The sequence below is a fragment of the Bordetella avium genome (assembly GCF_034424645.1).
GTDB classification, from domain to species: Bacteria; Pseudomonadota; Gammaproteobacteria; order Burkholderiales; family Burkholderiaceae_B; genus Bordetella; species Bordetella avium.
The window spans coordinates 2,784,198-2,800,276 of the sequence record NZ_CP139969.1 but is presented as its reverse complement, the minus strand read 5'-3'; the positions used below and the strand labels follow the sequence as shown (position 1 = coordinate 2,800,276).

Sequence of the window (16,079 nt, the reverse complement as noted above, 5' to 3'; positions counted from 1 at the left end):
TGGGCATGCAGGCCGCCGCGCCTCTGGCGGTACTCGCACAGGGAGCGCCCGAGATGACGAACCGACCCGAGGCCGGTGATATCGTGCCTAGCGATGTGCTTACACAAGTCGCCGTCCGGGCTCAGGATCTGGCGCGCCGCCAGGCGGATCGGCGCGAGGGTGCCCAGGTCGATGCCGACTATCTCAAACAACAGGGGCAGGCGCAATTCAACCAGTTTCTGCAAGAAGGGGTGCGGGCGGCAAATGAAAGTGGATTGCGCTTTTTGCGCAATTTGCAAGGTGATCTGCGTCACGATTTCGATAATGGGCGCACCTCGCTGGAGTTGCGCACGATAGACCAGGTATATCGCAAGGGCGCGAACACGGGTTTGCTGCAACTGGGCGGGCATAACCAGAACAACCGTCCCACGGCCAATCTGGGCGGGGTCTATCGGCGCGATATTAATGAGCGACTCATGCTGGGCGCCAACGCTTTTCTGGACTATGAGTTTGCTAAACAGCATTTGCGCGGATCTTTGGGCGTGGAAGCCATCGCACCCGAGTTCTCGTTCTACGGCAATGTGTATGCACCCATGTCGGGCTGGACTGGCGCCAAGCGCGACAACAGGCGTGAAGAGCGTCCGGCTTCTGGCATGGACTTAGGCATGAAGTACAGCCCTGGGTTCGCGCCAGGTCTTAGCCTTAAGGCCAACTATTTCCGCTGGAATGGCGCAGCGGTCGATTACTTCGACAATGGCCGCACGCAAGACCGCGCCACCGGCTTCAAATATGGTGTGCAGTACAAGCCGGTGCCCTTATTGAGTCTGGGGGTGGAGCAGACCCGGGTGATCGGCGGTGCAAGCCAGACCAGCGTGCAGTTGGGCGTAGCGCTCAATCTGTCGGAGCCCTTATCCAAGCAGCTGCGGCGCGGCGGTGAAACGCCGGTCTTTAATCTGGACGCGCATCGTAACGCGCTGGTCGAGCGCGAAAACCGCATCGTGCTCAATACCCGCCAGAAACTCATCATCCTGCCGCTGACGGTCACGACGGTGCTTACGGATTCCGTGAGCGGCCGCATCACGCTGGTGGGCCAGACGCAAGCGCAAGCCACCGTGAATTGGACCCTGCCTGATGGCAGCAGCGGCCAGTCGCGGGCCGACGCCTCCGGTGTCTATCGCATCGAGTCGCGCAAGGATCAGCCTTCGGGTCCCATCCGCCTGAAGGCGGTCAATCAATACGGCGACCGCAGTCGCGAGGTGGTGTATCAATACGAGGATGGTCTGGTGCTGGGCGGGCTGGAGGTCAAGATCCTCGTCATGCAAACCCTGCCTGCCAATGGCAAACTGAAGGTGCGGGGCAAGACCGAGCCGAAGATGGATGTGCGCGTGACCTTCCCTGATGGTGAGGTGGTGCAGCTTCGATCCGCGGATGACGGCAGCTTTACGGCGCTGTCCAAGCAGCGAGTGCCGCGCGGAGTTGTCCAGGTGCGCGTCACCGATCCGTCCACGGACCAGGAAGCCGTGGCGCAAGACATGTATGAGCCGCCCGCCGCTGTCGCACCCACCATAGATAAGGTGACGACGGATCCTGCGACGGGCCGGGTGACGATAGTCGGCGAGGCTGAGCCCCGAAGCCGCGTCGAGATCCGCTTCAGCGATGGCACGACCGAGGTGGTGGATGCCGATGACGAGGGGCATTACAGCGCGACCTCGGCGGGCGATTTGCCCAGTGGTGAGTTGCGCGCCACGCGCTTGCCCGCTGCGGGCGAGCAGCCTTTGTCGACCCGCCGCGAATACAAGGACGAGGTCGATAAGACGGCGCCCGAGGCGCCGAGCATCACAAAGGTTAGCACCGATGCCACGACGGGCCGGGTGACGGTAAGCGGTTCTGCGGAACCGGATGTGGTCGTGACGGTCATGTTCCCAGACGGTACAGAGAAAACCGTGCCGACCAATGATGACGGGACCTACCGCGCCACTTCCGACGGCAATATGGTCTCGGGCGATATCCTTGCTCATGCCACGGACAGGGCGAAAAACAGGAGCCCCGATACCCGTTATGCTTATGCCGACGCGGTCGCTCCCGCCACGCCCGTGATTCGCCGTCTCACCACCAACAGTACGACGGGCCAGGTCACTGCTGCGGGTACGGCAGAACCCGGCAATCAGGTAGCGGTGACCTTTCCCGACGGCACGCAAAAAACGGTGACGGCGGACGGCGAGGGCCACTACACCGCCGAGTCCGAGGGTGATCAGCCCAGCGGTGATGTCAAAGCGCAGGCGGTGGATGCGGCGGGCAATAAGAGCCCTGAGGCGAGCAAGAACTACGCGGATACTGTCGATAAAACGCCGCCTCCCATGCCCAGCATCACGTCCGTGAGCGCGCATCCTGACACGGGGCATGTCACCGTGCAGGGGGAAGCCGAGGCCGGCGATCAGGTGGCGGTGACTTTCCCCGACGGTGAGCGCAAAGTCGTGCCGGTCAAGGACGATGGCAGTTACACGGCGACCTCTGACCATGATCAGCCCAGTGGCGACATCACGGTCTCGGCCACGGATGCGGCAGGTAATAGCAGTCCAGAGCTGAAGCGTTCCTATACCGACACCGTCGATAAAACCGCGCCGGCAGCGCCGACGATCACGGATGTGGCGACCGATGCCACGACGGGCTATGTCACAGTCATCGGCACGGTGGAACCTGATGCTCAGGTCACCGTAACCTTCCCTAGCGGTGAGAGCAGGCAGGTGTCGGCGGATGCGGGCGGTGCCTATCGCGTCAGCTCTGACACGGATCAACCCAGCGGCGAGATCAAGGCGCAGGCCGCCGATGCGGCGGGCAACAAGAGCCCCGAGACAAGCCGGAATTACGTCGATACCGTAGACAAAACAGCGCCAGCCGCGCCGACGATCACCAATGTCGCGACCGATGCTGCGACAGGCCACGTCACGGTCTCGGGCAGGGCGGAATCTGATACGCAGGTGACCGTGACCTTCCCCAGCGGTGAAAGCAAGCAGGTGCCGGCGGATGCGGGCGGCGCTTATCGTGTCAGCTCCGACACGGATCAACCCAGCGGCGAGATCAAGGCGCAGGCCGCCGATGCGGCGGGCAATAAGAGTCCCGAAGCCACCAAGGCATATGACGATACAGTGGACAAGACAGCGCCGCCCCTGAGTATCACTAACGTGAGTACGGCGCCAGCCACTGGTGTCGTGACCGTGACAGGTAACACCGAGGCGGGCAGCAGCGTAGCGGTGAACTTCCCAGGCGGACAGAGCGTGAATGTCACGGCCGCTGCGGACGGCAGCTATACCGCCAGCTCGACCAGGGATGTTACGCAATCGGGCGACATCACGGCGACGGCAAGGGATGCGGCGGGCAATGTTAGCGCGCCAGCCACGCAGGCCTATAACGATATCGTCGATAAAACACCGCCGCCCGTGAGTATCACTAACGTGAGTACGGCGCCAGGCAGCGGCATCGTCACGGTGACGGGCGTTTCCGAGCCGGGCGCTTCCGTGGTGGTGAACTTCCCCGGCCGTGGCACTGCGCGTGCCGAAGCGGCCCCGGATGGCGGCTACACGGTGAGTTCAACGGGGCCTGTCGAATCCGGAGCGATACAGGCCGTGGCGACGGATAGCCATGACAACCATAGCGAGCCCGTTCGCCGAGACTACCTTGACACGACAGCGCCTGCCGCGCCGGTCATCAGCGAGGTGACGGCCGGACCGACGGGCCTGGTGACGGTCGAGGGCAGGGCCGAGGTGGGCAGCACCGTGACCGTCACCTTCCCCGACGGCGCCAGCAAACAGGTGCCGGTAGCTGACGCAGGCACCTACCGTGTGACGTCGGATGCGAATCAACCCAGTGGAGATATCAAGGCCAGCGCCACAGACAAGGCGCGCAATAAGAGCCCGGAGGCCACTCAGGTCTACACTGATCAGACGGCTCCCGCCGTGCCGCTTATCAGCACTGTGAATACGAGCCCCCAGACGGGTGTGGTCACGGTTGAGGGGACGGCCGAGGCGGATAGCCAGGTCAAGGTGAGCTTCCCTGATGGGACGAGCAAGACCGTTTCGGCTGACGGCAGCGGCCATTACACCGCGACCTCCGATCATGACCAGCCCTCTGGTGAGATCAAGGTCCAGGCCACCGATGCGGCGAATAATAAGAGCCCAGAAGCCACCAAAGCGTATGCCGATGGGGTGGACAAAACACCGCCGGTCGTGAGCATCAGCAATGTGCAAGCTGCGGACGCCACCGGCATCGTGACGGTCACCGGACATACCGAGGCCGGTAGCACCGTGCAGGTGACCTTCCCTGACGGACAAGCTGTGAATGCGACGGTTGATCAGGATGGCAGCTATACCGCCCGCTCTAGTAAAGATGTCACGCAGTCGGGCGACATTACGGCGACGGCGACGGACGCCGCCGGCAATCCCAGTGCGCCTGCGACGCAGGCCTATGACGATACCGTGGACAGGACGGCGCCGCCCGTGCCGACGATCAGCAGCGTTACGGGCAATGCGGCAGGCCAGGTCACGGTGGTGGGTACCGCCGAGCCCGGCAGCACCGTGACCATCAACTTCCCCGGCGGCAGTGAGAAGCAGGTGCAGCTTAATGCTGACGGTCAATACTCGGTAACATCCGATGGTCATATCCCGACAGGCGACATCAAGGCCAGTGCGACGGACAGGGAGGGTAACAAGAGCGCCGAGGTCAGCAAGGCCTACATGAGCGCGCCGCCGGCCCCTGTTATCAACAGCGTCACCACGGATGCGAACACGGGTCGCGTGACAGTCAGCGGTACCGCCAAGCCCAATGGCAAGGTGTTGGTGACTTTCCCCGGCGGTTCGCAGCGTGAAGTGTCTGTCAGTGCGGGGGGAGATTACACTGCCACCTCGTCCGATGATGAGGAGTCCGGCGAGATAAAGGCAGTTCTTCTGGAGGGCGCCGAGCGTAGTCGGGAAACCAAGCGCAACTACGCCGACGAGGCGGTTAGGTTGTCAGCAAAAGATGTCGAGATAGAAAACGGAGACCAGGCCGGTTTCTGGCTTACCGTCACACATTCGGTGGGCAGCTACGGGTACAGCCTACTCAGCATTCAAACTTCAGGAAAAGTCAGCGTGAAGCTGCTGCCTAGCGATCCCTCAGACCGTAATCAGCAAGAGTTGGTCAAGGTCATTGCATTGCAAGTTTCCGGCCCTTATGCATGGAGCGGCGCGGTTAACGTCAGCGCTGACAAGTATATCGATCAAAATCCGCCATCTTGGGTACCCGCTGGGACATACCCCGTCAAGATCGTAGTGACTCAAATCGCAACGGGAGCAACGGTGGAGGTGTCAGGAACCATCGTCTACAGCAAGACTGCTGTTTGACGAAGAGGGCGTCTGACGCGCAAAGGCAGGAAACAACATGGCCTGGATGCGCTAGCGCATTCAGGCCATGTGTTCGCCTCAAGTTTTTGCGGCCAAGGTCAGGCCTTTTGGGAGCAGTCCATCTATTAAGATGGGCTGCCGGGCATGACTGGGGGGGCCTGGCTTAGAAAAAGGCCTGGATGCCCGTCTGGGCGCGGCCCAGAATGAGGGCATGCACATCGTGCGTGCCTTCGTAGGTGTTGACCACTTCCAAGTTGACCAGGTGGCGGGCCACGCCGAACTCATCGGAGATGCCATTGCCGCCCAGCATGTCACGCGCCACACGGGCGATGTCCAGCGCCTTGCCGCAAGAGTTGCGCTTCATGATGGAGGTGATTTCAACGGCGGCGGTGCCTTCGTCTTTCATGCGGCCCAGGCGCAGGCAGCCTTGCAGCGCGAGCGTGATTTCGGTCTGCATGTCGGCCAGCTTTTTCTGGATCAGCTGATTGGCGGCCAGGGGACGGCCGAACTGCTTGCGATCCAGCGTGTACTGGCGGGCGGTGTGCCAGCAGGCTTCCGCCGCGCCTAGCGCGCCCCAGGCGATGCCGTAGCGGGCCGAATTCAGGCAGGTGAAGGGGCCGCGCAGGCCGGAGACGCCGGGCATCATCTGGGCGTCGCTGATCTCGACTTCGTCCATGACGATTTCGCCGGTGATCGAGGCGCGCAGGCCGACCTTGCCGTGAATCGCCGGAGCCGTCAGGCCCTTCATGCCTTTTTCCAGGATGAAGCCGCGGATTTTGCCGTCGAACTCGCCGCCCACGCACTTGGCCCACACCACGAACACGTCAGCGATCGGCGAGTTGGTGATCCACATCTTGGCGCCCGACAGCTTATAGCCGCCATCAATCTTGACGGCGCGGGTTTCCATGCCGGCAGGATCGGAACCGTGATTGGGTTCGGTCAGGCCGAAGCAGCCGATCCACTCCCCGGCGGCCAGCTTGGGCAGATATTTGCGCTTTTGCTCTTCGCTGCCGAATTCATTGATCGGCACCATCACCAGCGAGGACTGCACGCTCATCATGGAGCGATAGCCGGAATCGACACGCTCGACTTCACGCGCGATCAGGCCATAGCTGACGTAGTTCAGGTCGGCGCCGCCATATTCGGACGGGATGGTCGCGCCCAGCAGGCCCAGTGCGCCCATTTCCGCGAAGATGGCCGGATCGGTCTTTTCGTGGCGAAAGCCTTCCAGCACACGTGTGGCCAGCTTGTCTTGCGCGTAGGCATGAGCCGCGTCGCGCACCATGCGCTCTTCTTCAGTCAGTTGCTGATCCAGCAACAGCGGGTCTTCCCAGTTAAACGAGGGCGTCGAGGACATTCGGTACTCCGGTATAGATGTTTTATTAGTTTAAACCTAAAATTTTTCGTGCGCTGGCTCAGGCATGCGCCTTGAGCGCCGCAGCACGAATCTTCTCCAGCGTCGTTGACGGCGAGATCGTTTCGGGATCGATCAGGCAGTGCAGGATGGCTGGTTTGCCGCTGGCTAGCGCCCGCTCGAAAGCGGGGCCGAACTCAGCGCTGGTTTCCACGCGTTCGCCATGGCCGCCAAAGGCGCGGGCGTAATCGGCGAAATCAGGGTTTTTCAATTGTGTGGCGCTGATGCGGCCGGGATAGTGTTTTTCCTGGTGCATGCGGATCGTGCCATACATGCCGTTATCGATCAGCACCACCACAAGGGGCAGGTCGTATTGCACTGCCGTCGCAAATTCCTGGCCGTGCATTAGGAAGCAGCCGTCGCCTGCGAAACAGACCACGGTCTTGTCGGGCCATACGCGCTTGGCGCCCACGGCGGCCGGCAGGCCGTAACCCATGGAGCCCGAGGTCGGCGCGAGCTGCGTGCCGTAGCGGGTAAAGCGATGAAAGCGGTGCAGCCAGGTGGCATAGTTGCCCGCGCCGTTGGTCATGATGGCGTCGGCAGGCAGCCTGGCTTCCAGATAAGCCATGACCTCACCCAATTGCAGCCGGCCCGGGGTCTGGATGGTCTTGGGGTCGCTCCAGGCGAGATAGCTCTGATGCATCGCGTCGGTGTCGGTAGCCCAGACCGGCGCTGCGCTCGGCGCGGGCAGGGCCGCCAAGGCGGCGCTGAACGACACCGGCGAGACGTTGATGGCCAGGTTGGGGCGATAGACGCGCGCCAGCTCGGCGCTGTCCGGGTGCACGTGCATCAGCTTCTGGCGCGGCACGGGAATGTCCAGCAGCGAGTAGGTCTGGCTCGGAATTTCCGACATGCGCCCGCCCACCAGCAGAATCAGATCGGCTTCGCTCAGGCGGGCCAGCAGCGCCGGATTGATGCCCAGGCCGACATCGCCGATATAGCAGGGGTGGTCGGCCGGGAACAGCATCTGGCGGCGAAAGGAAACGGCCACGGGCAGGGCATGCGTCTTGGCGAAGTCGGCGAATTGCGCGACGGCTTCGGCGCTCCAGCGCGTGCCGCCCAAAATCGCGACCGGCTTGCGCGCCGAGGCTAGCGCTTGCGCCAGGGTCTCCATCTGGCCTGCGCCAGGCGCTGCATCGATGACTTCGTAATGCGGCGCATCGGCCACCTCAGCGGTCTCGACCAGCATGTCTTCCGGCAGCGCGATCACCACGGGGCCGGGGCGGCCGGAGGTGGCGACATGAAAGGCGCGAGAGATGAGTTCGGGAATGCGTTCGACCTGATCGATCTCGGTGACCCATTTGGCCTGCGAGCCGAACACGGCGCGGTAATCCATTTCCTGGAAGGCTTCGCGTTCGCGCATGCCGCGTTCGACCTGGCCCACGAAAAGGATCATCGGTGTGGAGTCCTGCTTGGCGATATGGACGCCGGCCAGGGCATTAGAGGCGCCGGGACCGCGCGTGACCATGCAAATGCCTGGCTCTCCCGTCAATTTTCCGTGCGCGTCGGCCATCATGGCCGCGCCCCCCTCCTGGCGGCAGACCGTGACCTCGATGCGGGCATCATGCAGCCCGTCCAGCACCGCCAGATAACTTTCACCCGGCACGCAGAACACATGTTTGACGCCGTGAGCGGCCAACTGATCAACGAGTATGTGTCCGCCGATGCGGCTTGCGGGAGGGGGTGAAGACGGGGAACTGGAAAGAGTCATATCGGCCTGTCGTGAATGTCGCGCCAGAATAGTGTTCGGCGCTTGCACAAAGCAATTGATAAAATTGCACAAGATAGTGAGCTGCCAGCACGTGCCGGCCCGCTGCGGGGCAGCGGTCCTGGGAGGGTGCGAATAGGCGGCGCGCCTGCCAATCCGGATTAACCCGAGGCAGGCCGACGGAGAAACATACACTGCATGAGAAACGGCATTCCCAACTTGAGCGCGCTTCAGGCTTTCGAGGCTTCGGCGCGCCTGGGCAGCTTTTCACGCGCAGCGGAAGAGCTGTCGCTGACCCATAGCGCGGTCTACCGGCAGGTGGCCAGCCTGGAGGCGCGCCTCGGCGTGCAATTGTTTACGCGGGTGCGCCGCCGTATCGTGTTGACCGATCCAGGTGCCGAGTATGCCGGGCGTATCCGCCACCATCTGGATCAAATCGAAACCGACACCTTTGGCCTGGTGAGCCGCACCGGCATGGGGCGCAGCATCCATATTGCCGTCGTGCCCACCTTGGCCACGACCTGGCTGATCCCGCGTCTGGCCGATTTTCAACAGACGCAGCCCGACATCAGCGTTAGCCTGTCGGTGCGCACCCTGCCATTCCAGTTCAAGGACCAGCCTTTCGATGGCGCGCTTTATCACAGCGATGGCGTATGGCCCGGCAGCAAGGGCGCGCTGCTGTTCCCAGAGCGCGAGCTGGTGCCGGTCTGCGCGCCGGCGCTCGCTGGCGAGGCGCGCGAGCGCGGTGGCCTGGGCGGCATGACGCATCTGCATCTGGCTTCGCGGCCCGATGCCTGGCGGCAATGGTATGCCATCAATAAGCAGCCCTATGGACCGCAGGCAGCGGGCGGCCCGCGCTATGAGTTGTTCACCATGGTGATGGCCGCGGTGCAGGCTGGCCTCGGCGTGGGGCTGATGCCGCGCTTTCTGGCCCGGCCAGCGCTGGATGCCGGGACACTGGCCATGCCGGTTTCGCAGGCTTTGCAGGTCAGCCAGGGCTATTACTTCGGTTACCCCCAGCACAGCGAGCCATCTGGCGCATTGAGGGCGTTCGAGACCTGGCTACAGGCGGTAGCCTCGCAAGAGGCCGCCCGCAACCCGTAGAATGGCGGCATCCCCGCACTCTCTGTCTGCCATGCCAGATCCCTTGCTCGCCCAGGCCGATATCGACGCTTTCATCGACGCTCTCTGGCTGGAAGATGGCCTGGCCGCCAATACGCTGGCAGCTTACCGGCGTGATCTGAGCGCCTTCGCGCGCTGGCTGCAACAGACTGGCCAGGCCGCGTCCGGGCAGTTGTGCGAGGCCTCGGGCGGCGATATCGAGGCCTGGTTCGCCGTGCTTCACCAGGACAGCCGGCCCGCCACGGCCAACCGGCGTCTGGCGACGCTGCGTCGTTTTTATGCCTGGGCGCTGCGCGAGAAGCGCACGGGGACCGATCCCTGTCTCAAACTGGCGGCGGCGCGGCAGCCTTTGCGTGTGCCCAAAACCCTGTCGGAAGCGCAGGTCGAGGCCTTGCTCGGCGCCCCCGATCTTGGCACGCCGCGTGGCCTGCGCGATCGCGCCATGCTCGAAACCCTTTATGCCACCGGCCTGCGCGTCTCTGAACTGGTCGAGCTGCAGACGCTGGACGTGAGCCTGAGCGATGGCGTGGTCCGGGTGGTGCAGGGCAAGGGGGGCAAGGACCGTCTGGTGCCGATGGGGGCCGAGGCCGCGCATTGGTTGCAGCGTTACCTGACCCAGGCTCGGCCTGCTTTGGTGGGTGCCCGCCAGTCCGATGCGCTATTTGTCACCGGAAGGGCTCAGGCCATGTCGCGCCAGGCGTTTTGGCAATTGGTTAAAAAGTACGCGCAGCGTGCCGACGTGCATGCCCCCCTGTCGCCGCATGTGCTGCGCCACGCCTTCGCCACCCATTTGCTGAATCACGGCGCAGATCTGCGCGTGGTGCAGTTGCTGCTGGGTCATGCTGATATTTCCACGACCCAGATCTATACCCATGTGGCCCGCGAGCGCCTGAAGGCCTTGCATGCGGCCCATCATCCGCGCGCTTAGCGTCCGAGCCATGAGTAAAACCCGCCACGTATCCGAAACGCCCGCCACCCAATGGCTCAAACAGCATAAAGTGGCTTTCACCGAACACACTTACGCCTACATTGATCACGGCGGCGCGGGCGAGGCCGCCCGGCAACTGGGCCTGGACCCGCATGCCGTGGTCAAGACGCTCATCATGGAAGATGAGGCGGCCCGCCCCTTGGTGGTCGTCATGCATGGCGACCGCGAAGTCTCCACCAAAAATCTGGCGCGCCAGGCAGGGCTGAAAAAAGTCCTGCCTTGCCAGCCCGAAGTAGCGCAGCGTCACTCAGGCTATCAGGTCGGGGGGACGTCGCCTTTCGGCACGCGCAAGCGGATGCCGGTTTATATCGAAGAGAGCGTGCTGGCCTGTCCTCAGGTTTATATCAATGGCGGGCGGCGTGGCTATCTGGTGGGCATTGCGCCCGCCGTGCTGCTCGATCTGCTGGGCGCAAAGCCTGTCAGCGTGGGGCTCGAATAGCGGCTGCGGTAATCCTGTACCACCCGGCTCCGCTGCTCCGGCGTCACAATGGGGCGCACCTTATGGAGTGGGAGACGACAATGAGCAAGAAACTCTTGATGTTGGTGGGCGATTACGCAGAAGACTACGAAACCATGGTGCCCTTTCAGACCCTGTTGGCGGTCGGGCACAGGGTTCATGCGGTATGCCCGGACAAAAAGGCAGGCGACACCGTCGCCACGGCCATCCACGATTTTGAGGGCGCGCAAACCTATAGCGAAAAGCGCGGGCACAACTTCACGCTCAACCATGATTTCGCCTCGGTCGATCCGTCCCAGTACGACGGCCTGGTGATCCCAGGCGGGCGGGCGCCGGAATACCTGCGGCTGAACGAAAAAGTATTGGACATCGTGCGGCACTTTGATGCCGCGCGCAAACCCATTGCCGCGGTTTGCCATGGCGCGCAACTGCTGGCCGCAGCAGGCATTCTCAAGGGGCGTACCTGCTCGGCCTATCCGGCCTGCGCGCCGGAGGTGCGCTTGGCCGGCGGCACCTACGCGGATATCCCCATCGATCAGGCCTGCACGGACGGCCATCTGGTCACGGCGCCGGCCTGGCCCGCGCATCCGGCCTGGCTGGCGCAGTTTCTGGCCGTGCTTGGCACCCGTATCTCTCACTGAGTCAGGGCGCGCCGGCCGCACTTGCCGCCGGCGCGCGCTTGCTCGTACAGTGAAGCCCTGACCGGAGGGGCTCATGTGCGAGATCTTCATCCGCGCCAACGCGCAATCTTATGCCTACGAGAGCCGTTCTTTGCGGCTGCACGGTGTGGCCACCAGCATCAGGCTGGAGAAGCTGTTTTGGATGGTGTTGCAGGAAATCGCCGAGCGTGATGGCCTGCGTGTTTCCAAGCTGCTTGAAAGGCTGTATGACGAGCTGATGGCCTACCGGGGCGAGGCGGCCAACTTCACGTCATTTTTGCGCGTCTGTTGTTTGCGCTATCAGATGCTGCAGACCGCAGGCCGTCTTCCGCCCGCTGTGCCCATCAGTTCCTTGGATGCCGCTGCCGTGTTCGAAGGCCTGCCGGGCCATCTCTATGACCCGGTTCATGCCTGATTCAAGCGCCCTACAGCATGGCCACATCGCTTTGCACGATGCGGCGGATGCGCATGGCGTCGCCAATGCGTGAAAGCTTGCCTTGCGAGTCCAGCAGCACGATGGCCATGTCGCGCCCATTGATGCGGGCCAGCATGACCAGGCACTCGCCTGCCTCGTTAATAAAGCCTGTTTTGGACACCTTGATGTCCCAATCCGGCTTGCGCACCAGCAGATTGGTGTTGCGGAAGGTCTGGGTGCGTTTGTTGATTTCCACGTCGTACTCGGTGTCGGTCGAGTAGCGGTGGATGAGCGGACGCTGCGAGGCGGCGCGCAGCAAACGGGCCAGATCGTGCGGCGAGGACACGTTTTCGCTGGACAGGCCGGTGGGCTCGACGAAGCGCGTGTTGATCATGCCCAGCGAGCGCGCCTTGGCATTCATTGCCGCCACGAAAGCCTCCAGCCCGCCCGGATAATTCCGCCCCAGTGCGTGCGCGGCGCGGTTCTCTGACGACATGAGGGCCAGGTGCAGCATGTCGCCGCGGGACAGGCGAGTACCTACCCGCAGACGCGAGGTCGTGTGCTTGAGCGTATCGATATCTTCGTCGGTGACTTCGAGGATTTCGTTCATGGGCTGGTTGGCGTCAACGACGACCAGCGCGGTCATGAGTTTGGAAATCGAAGCGATCGGGCGCACGACGTTTTCGTTCTTGGCGAACAGCACCGTCGAGGTTGTGAGGTCTTGCACATAGGCCGTGGAAGAGCGCAGCGCACGCGCCTCGGCTGCTGGCGAGGCGGCGGCCGGCGCCAGTCCGGCGCTAGCGATCTTGCGGACTTTGGGGGAAGCTTTTTTGTTGCCCGCTGTGTTTTTGGTTGCGGCTTTCGACTGGGAAGATGTCGCCGACTGGCTCGCGGTCTTGCTGGCAGTTTTGCCCGTTGTCTTGGCTGCGGTCTTGCTTGCGGGTTTCGCCGCCTTGGCGTTGCGGGTTTTATTGGCGGAAGTGTTCTTGCTGGCGCCCGCTTTAGCGTTGGTGGCGGGCTTTGCTCCCGCCTTGGCTGCGGGCTTGGCCGCGTTGTTATTGCCGGATTTCTTAGCGCTGGCGGCTTTTTTCTTGGCCGCCGCGCACTCGGCGGATTTTGCGTTGACTTTGCAGGGGTCCGCCGGTTTGGCAGCGTGGGCGTTGGCCGAGAGCAGGGAGCCGGCTGCCAGCGCGAAGGGCGCCATGGCCGCTGCGACCGCGCGTATCCAGGGAAATGCCATGATTGCAGGCCTTATCTGTCTGTATGAAAGTACGACCCGGTTGCGTCTAGGAAGAAGCTAGAAAAAAACCAAGCTAAATTATGGGTTTACGAGCCAAATTTAAACAGCAATTTAAACTTCCGCGCAAGTAGGGCCCCATTTTTTTAGCGCAACGAACAGGGGCCATATGAGCAGCGTGGCGCGCAGCGGCAGGAGCCTACCCCAATTTTGCTTGCAATCACTTGAAAGTGAACATGATTTAGGGAAAGTCTGGGATCGGACCTTAGTTGGCGTTTGTCCTAGAGAACGTGTTTTTTCGGATATGTCTTAACTCGCTCCGGCCCAGGCAGGCTTCACGGCCTGATCAGGGCCGGCAGGCTTTGCAGCAAGAGATCGCGCGCCCTGATGCCTGCATTGGGCGATTGGGATTTTTCACCCTGAATGCGCCGGGCAAAGACGATTTTCTGCTTGCCTCGGCCTGCCCAGCAGACGTACCCGCCATAGGCTTGGCTCGCGTCATCGTGCTTGTCGCGGCCCGCGGCACCTGTGCCGGTCTTGCCTTAGACCGTCCAACCTCCAGGCGTCAGCGCATGGTGGGTGATGTTTTCCGTCATTCCATAAGCCCTGGTGCTGACAGGCAATTGCCGTTTGGCGAGCTTGCGCAGAAAGAGGGTGTGCTCGAACGCAGAAATCTGTAAAGAACGGCATGACCCGGACGGTATGCAATTTTTTCTGCGCGGTGTCGGAAGCGAGCGCGCCGGGTCGTCATCGCCTGGGCTTTCAATAGGCTTAACAGCAGCAAAAAGGCCTATTCTTTATAAGCAGATGAAGGCTTGCTGCCGCTGGTGGCCTTGGCGCTGGCTGTCCATGCTAAAGCCCGCTGCGAGCTGAAGCGTTTTTTTCTTTAAATAATCAATCAGTTGCTTATCCGGCGGCTAACTTCTGCTTTCTTGTCTAACCCTTGCTTCTGCTGCTATAGTCGCGGCCTCGCGTCCCTGTAGTTCAATGGATAGAACAGGTTCCTCCTAAGAATCAGATCCAGGTTCGATTCCTGGTGGGGACGCCACCTGCCTTAACGGCGGCTGGCGAGACGAGACGCGATAGACGAACAGGCAGCCACGGCTGCCTGTTGTCGTTTCGGCAGCCATACGGCTGCTAGTTGTTGTTTCCGGCAGGGGTTGCGGTGCTGCCCTGGCATTGCGGGATTTTATGCGGGTCTAGGCCAGATCCGCACCCATCGAGGCCATCCTGGCCTTGGGGTCATGCTGCCGCCGCCATGGCTCTGGGACTATGATTCGTCTTATGCGCCGGGAGGGCGCCGCCGCGCAGACGATACGCGGTTTTTCATAACAGGGCGCCACGACGCCAGAAAGAGACAGGCCGACTGCTATGTCGAATACAGACGCGTTATCCGTGCGCACCATCCTCATGGGCACCTTGGTGGTTCTGCTGGCCATGGGGGTGAGAGCGACCTTCGGTCTGTTTATGCAACCCATGGGGCTGGCGCATGACTGGGGGAGAGAGACTTTTTCCTTTGCCTTCGCCTTGCAGAATCTGGTCTGGGGCGTATCCAGCATCTTCATGGGTATGATGGCCGACCGCTATGGGTCAGGCCGCACGATCGCGCTGGGCGCCGTGCTGTATTTCATCGGCATGGTGGGCACGCGCTACGCGGGCGATCCTTTCATGCTTTATCTCATGAGCGGCGTGGTCGTCGGTTTGGGGCAGGCGGGCACCACCTTTCCCGTCATTCTTCCCGTGATCGCTCGCGCCGTGCCGCCGGCCTATCGCAGTACGGCGATGGGTATCGCCAGCGCGGGCGGCTCGATGGGGCAGTTTCTGGTCGTGCCGACCGGGCAGTTCGCAATCAATCAGATGGATTGGACCGGGGCGCTGTGGCTGCTGTCGCTGATGACGGCGGCCGCACTGCCGCTGGCCTGGTATCTGCGTGGCAAGCCTCAGGGGCATGCGGGTTCTCAGACGCTGGGATCGGCGGTGCGCCAGGCGCTCAAGCATCCGTCCTTCCACTTTTTGTTCTGGAGCTACTTTGTTTGTGGCTTCCATACCGCCTTCATTACCCTGCACCTGCCGGCCTTCGTGACCGATGCCGGCCTGAATGCCAGCAATGGCGCGACTGCCATCGCCTTGATCGGTCTGTTCAATGTGTTCGGTTCTTTCTATGCCGGCAAGCTGGGTGGACGCTACAGCAAAAAATGGCTGCTGGCCGGCATTTACACCATGCGGGCGATGGGCATCATGGTGGTGCTGCTCTTCCCGCTTACCCCGCTGGTGCTCTACGTGTTCGCGGCCTGGATGGGGCTGTTCTGGCTCGGCACGGTGCCGCTGACCCAGGGGTTGATCGGCGAAATCTATGGCCTGCGCTTTGCCGCCACGCTCTCGGGCATTGCTTTTCTGGGTCACCAGATCGGCAGTTTCAGCGGCGTGTGGCTGGGCGGTTACGCCTATGCCCATACGGGCAGCTATAACGCGGTGTGGTGGCTCGCCCTGGCCCTGTCGCTGATCGCCGCTTTGCTCTGCCTGCCCGTGCGCGAACGGGTGTTGACGCAAGAGGCCGTGGCGTGAAGCCGCGCCGCTGGCTGCGTTATCTGGGCGGGTTGGCGCTGGCGGCGGTGCTGCTGCTGGGTTTTGTGGGCTATCTGTCGCCCGACATGCGTCTGAACTGGGAGAGCGTGGCGGCAATGTGCGGATTTTGAAGGCCGGGCGGGCTATCCTAGCGGCTGAC

At 62.3% G+C, this 16,079-nt stretch carries 12 protein-coding genes and 1 tRNA gene; 10 read left to right on the top strand and 3 right to left on the bottom strand.

Going from position 1 to position 16,079, the window contains the following annotated elements; translation table 11 throughout:
* The first annotated feature begins 53 nt into the window (after window positions 1-53).
* A complete protein-coding gene (locus U0029_RS12915; RefSeq protein WP_162790391.1) occupies window positions 54-5,354 on the top strand; it encodes an Ig-like domain-containing protein in 5,301 nt (1,766 codons plus the stop codon).
* A gap of 163 nt (window positions 5,355-5,517) precedes the next feature.
* Here the strand turns inward: U0029_RS12915 and U0029_RS12910 are convergent, their stop codons facing one another.
* Together U0029_RS12910 and U0029_RS12905 are read right to left on the bottom strand one after the other, a co-directional pair.
* A complete protein-coding gene (locus U0029_RS12910) occupies window positions 5,518-6,711 on the bottom strand; it encodes an acyl-CoA dehydrogenase (RefSeq protein WP_012416591.1) in 1,194 nt (397 codons plus the stop codon).
* Window positions 6,712-6,769: 58 nt separating this feature from the next.
* Window positions 6,770-8,479 (bottom strand): thiamine pyrophosphate-binding protein, encoded by a 1,710-nt coding sequence (locus tag U0029_RS12905; RefSeq protein ID WP_114852677.1) that lies wholly within the window; start codon window positions 8,477-8,479, stop codon window positions 6,770-6,772.
* A 195-nt stretch (window positions 8,480-8,674) separates the two neighbouring features.
* Here U0029_RS12905 and U0029_RS12900 point away from each other — a divergent pair, with 195 nt between their 5' ends.
* The 5 genes from U0029_RS12900 to U0029_RS12880 all read left to right on the top strand — a co-directional run bounded on the left by U0029_RS12900 (window position 8,675) and on the right by U0029_RS12880 (window position 12,117).
* Window positions 8,675-9,580: a LysR substrate-binding domain-containing protein gene (locus U0029_RS12900; RefSeq protein ID WP_012416593.1), complete on the top strand. Its 906-nt coding sequence runs from the start codon at window positions 8,675-8,677 to the stop codon at window positions 9,578-9,580.
* A 1-nt stretch (window position 9,581) separates the two neighbouring features.
* On the top strand, window positions 9,582-10,526 hold the full coding sequence (gene xerD / locus U0029_RS12895; protein ID WP_370510832.1) for a site-specific tyrosine recombinase XerD: 945 nt from the start codon (window positions 9,582-9,584) through the stop codon (window positions 10,524-10,526).
* Between the two features lie 10 nt (window positions 10,527-10,536).
* Entirely contained in the window at window positions 10,537-11,025 is a 489-nt protein-coding gene (gene ybaK, locus U0029_RS12890; protein WP_012416595.1) for a Cys-tRNA(Pro) deacylase, read from the top strand.
* An 80-nt stretch (window positions 11,026-11,105) separates the two neighbouring features.
* Entirely contained in the window at window positions 11,106-11,684 is a 579-nt protein-coding gene (locus U0029_RS12885) for a DJ-1/PfpI family protein (RefSeq protein ID WP_039051484.1), read from the top strand.
* A 73-nt stretch (window positions 11,685-11,757) separates the two neighbouring features.
* A complete protein-coding gene (locus U0029_RS12880; protein WP_012416597.1) occupies window positions 11,758-12,117 on the top strand; it encodes a ribbon-helix-helix domain-containing protein in 360 nt (119 codons plus the stop codon).
* Between the two features lie 10 nt (window positions 12,118-12,127).
* Here U0029_RS12880 and pbpG read toward each other — a convergent pair whose 3' ends face one another.
* Window positions 12,128-13,357 carry a D-alanyl-D-alanine endopeptidase gene (gene pbpG, locus U0029_RS12875; RefSeq protein ID WP_012416598.1) on the bottom strand — a complete coding sequence of 410 codons (1,230 nt, stop codon included), beginning with the start codon at window positions 13,355-13,357 and terminating at the stop codon, window positions 12,128-12,130.
* Window positions 13,358-13,758: 401 nt separating this feature from the next.
* Here pbpG and U0029_RS12870 point away from each other — a divergent pair, with 401 nt between their 5' ends.
* The 4 genes from U0029_RS12870 to U0029_RS12855 all read left to right on the top strand — a co-directional run bounded on the left by U0029_RS12870 (window position 13,759) and on the right by U0029_RS12855 (window position 16,050).
* Entirely contained in the window at window positions 13,759-14,034 is a 276-nt protein-coding gene (locus U0029_RS12870) for a hypothetical protein (protein WP_147294805.1), read from the top strand.
* Between the two features lie 293 nt (window positions 14,035-14,327).
* Window positions 14,328-14,402 (top strand) — tRNA-Arg (locus U0029_RS12865).
* Between the two features lie 323 nt (window positions 14,403-14,725).
* On the top strand, window positions 14,726-15,919 hold the full coding sequence (locus U0029_RS12860; RefSeq protein WP_012416600.1) for an MFS transporter: 1,194 nt from the start codon (window positions 14,726-14,728) through the stop codon (window positions 15,917-15,919).
* Window positions 15,916-16,050, top strand: a complete 135-nt coding sequence (locus tag U0029_RS12855) for a hypothetical protein (protein WP_256682174.1) — start codon at window positions 15,916-15,918, stop codon at window positions 16,048-16,050. The genes U0029_RS12860 and U0029_RS12855 overlap by 4 nt, the downstream gene beginning before the upstream one ends.
* The last annotated feature ends 29 nt before the right edge of the window (window positions 16,051-16,079 follow it).

Bases quoted from the DNA above. Each gene is read 5' to 3' on its own strand.
- ybaK (WP_012416595.1), top strand. From the start codon at position 10,537: ATGAGTAAAACCCGCCACGTATCCGAAACGCCCGCCACCCAATGGCTC.
- U0029_RS12900 (WP_012416593.1), top strand. From the start codon at position 8,675: ATGAGAAACGGCATTCCCAACTTGAGCGCGCTTCAGGCTTTCGAGGCT.
- U0029_RS12885 (WP_039051484.1), top strand. From the start codon at position 11,106: ATGAGCAAGAAACTCTTGATGTTGGTGGGCGATTACGCAGAAGACTAC.
- U0029_RS12915 (WP_162790391.1), top strand. From the start codon at position 54: ATGACGAACCGACCCGAGGCCGGTGATATCGTGCCTAGCGATGTGCTT.
- U0029_RS12860 (WP_012416600.1), top strand. From the start codon at position 14,726: ATGTCGAATACAGACGCGTTATCCGTGCGCACCATCCTCATGGGCACC.
- U0029_RS12905 (WP_114852677.1), bottom strand. From the start codon at position 8,479: ATGACTCTTTCCAGTTCCCCGTCTTCACCCCCTCCCGCAAGCCGCATC.
- U0029_RS12880 (WP_012416597.1), top strand. From the start codon at position 11,758: ATGTGCGAGATCTTCATCCGCGCCAACGCGCAATCTTATGCCTACGAG.
- xerD (WP_370510832.1), top strand. From the start codon at position 9,582: ATGGCGGCATCCCCGCACTCTCTGTCTGCCATGCCAGATCCCTTGCTC.
- pbpG (WP_012416598.1), bottom strand. From the start codon at position 13,357: ATGGCATTTCCCTGGATACGCGCGGTCGCAGCGGCCATGGCGCCCTTC.
- U0029_RS12910 (WP_012416591.1), bottom strand. From the start codon at position 6,711: ATGTCCTCGACGCCCTCGTTTAACTGGGAAGACCCGCTGTTGCTGGAT.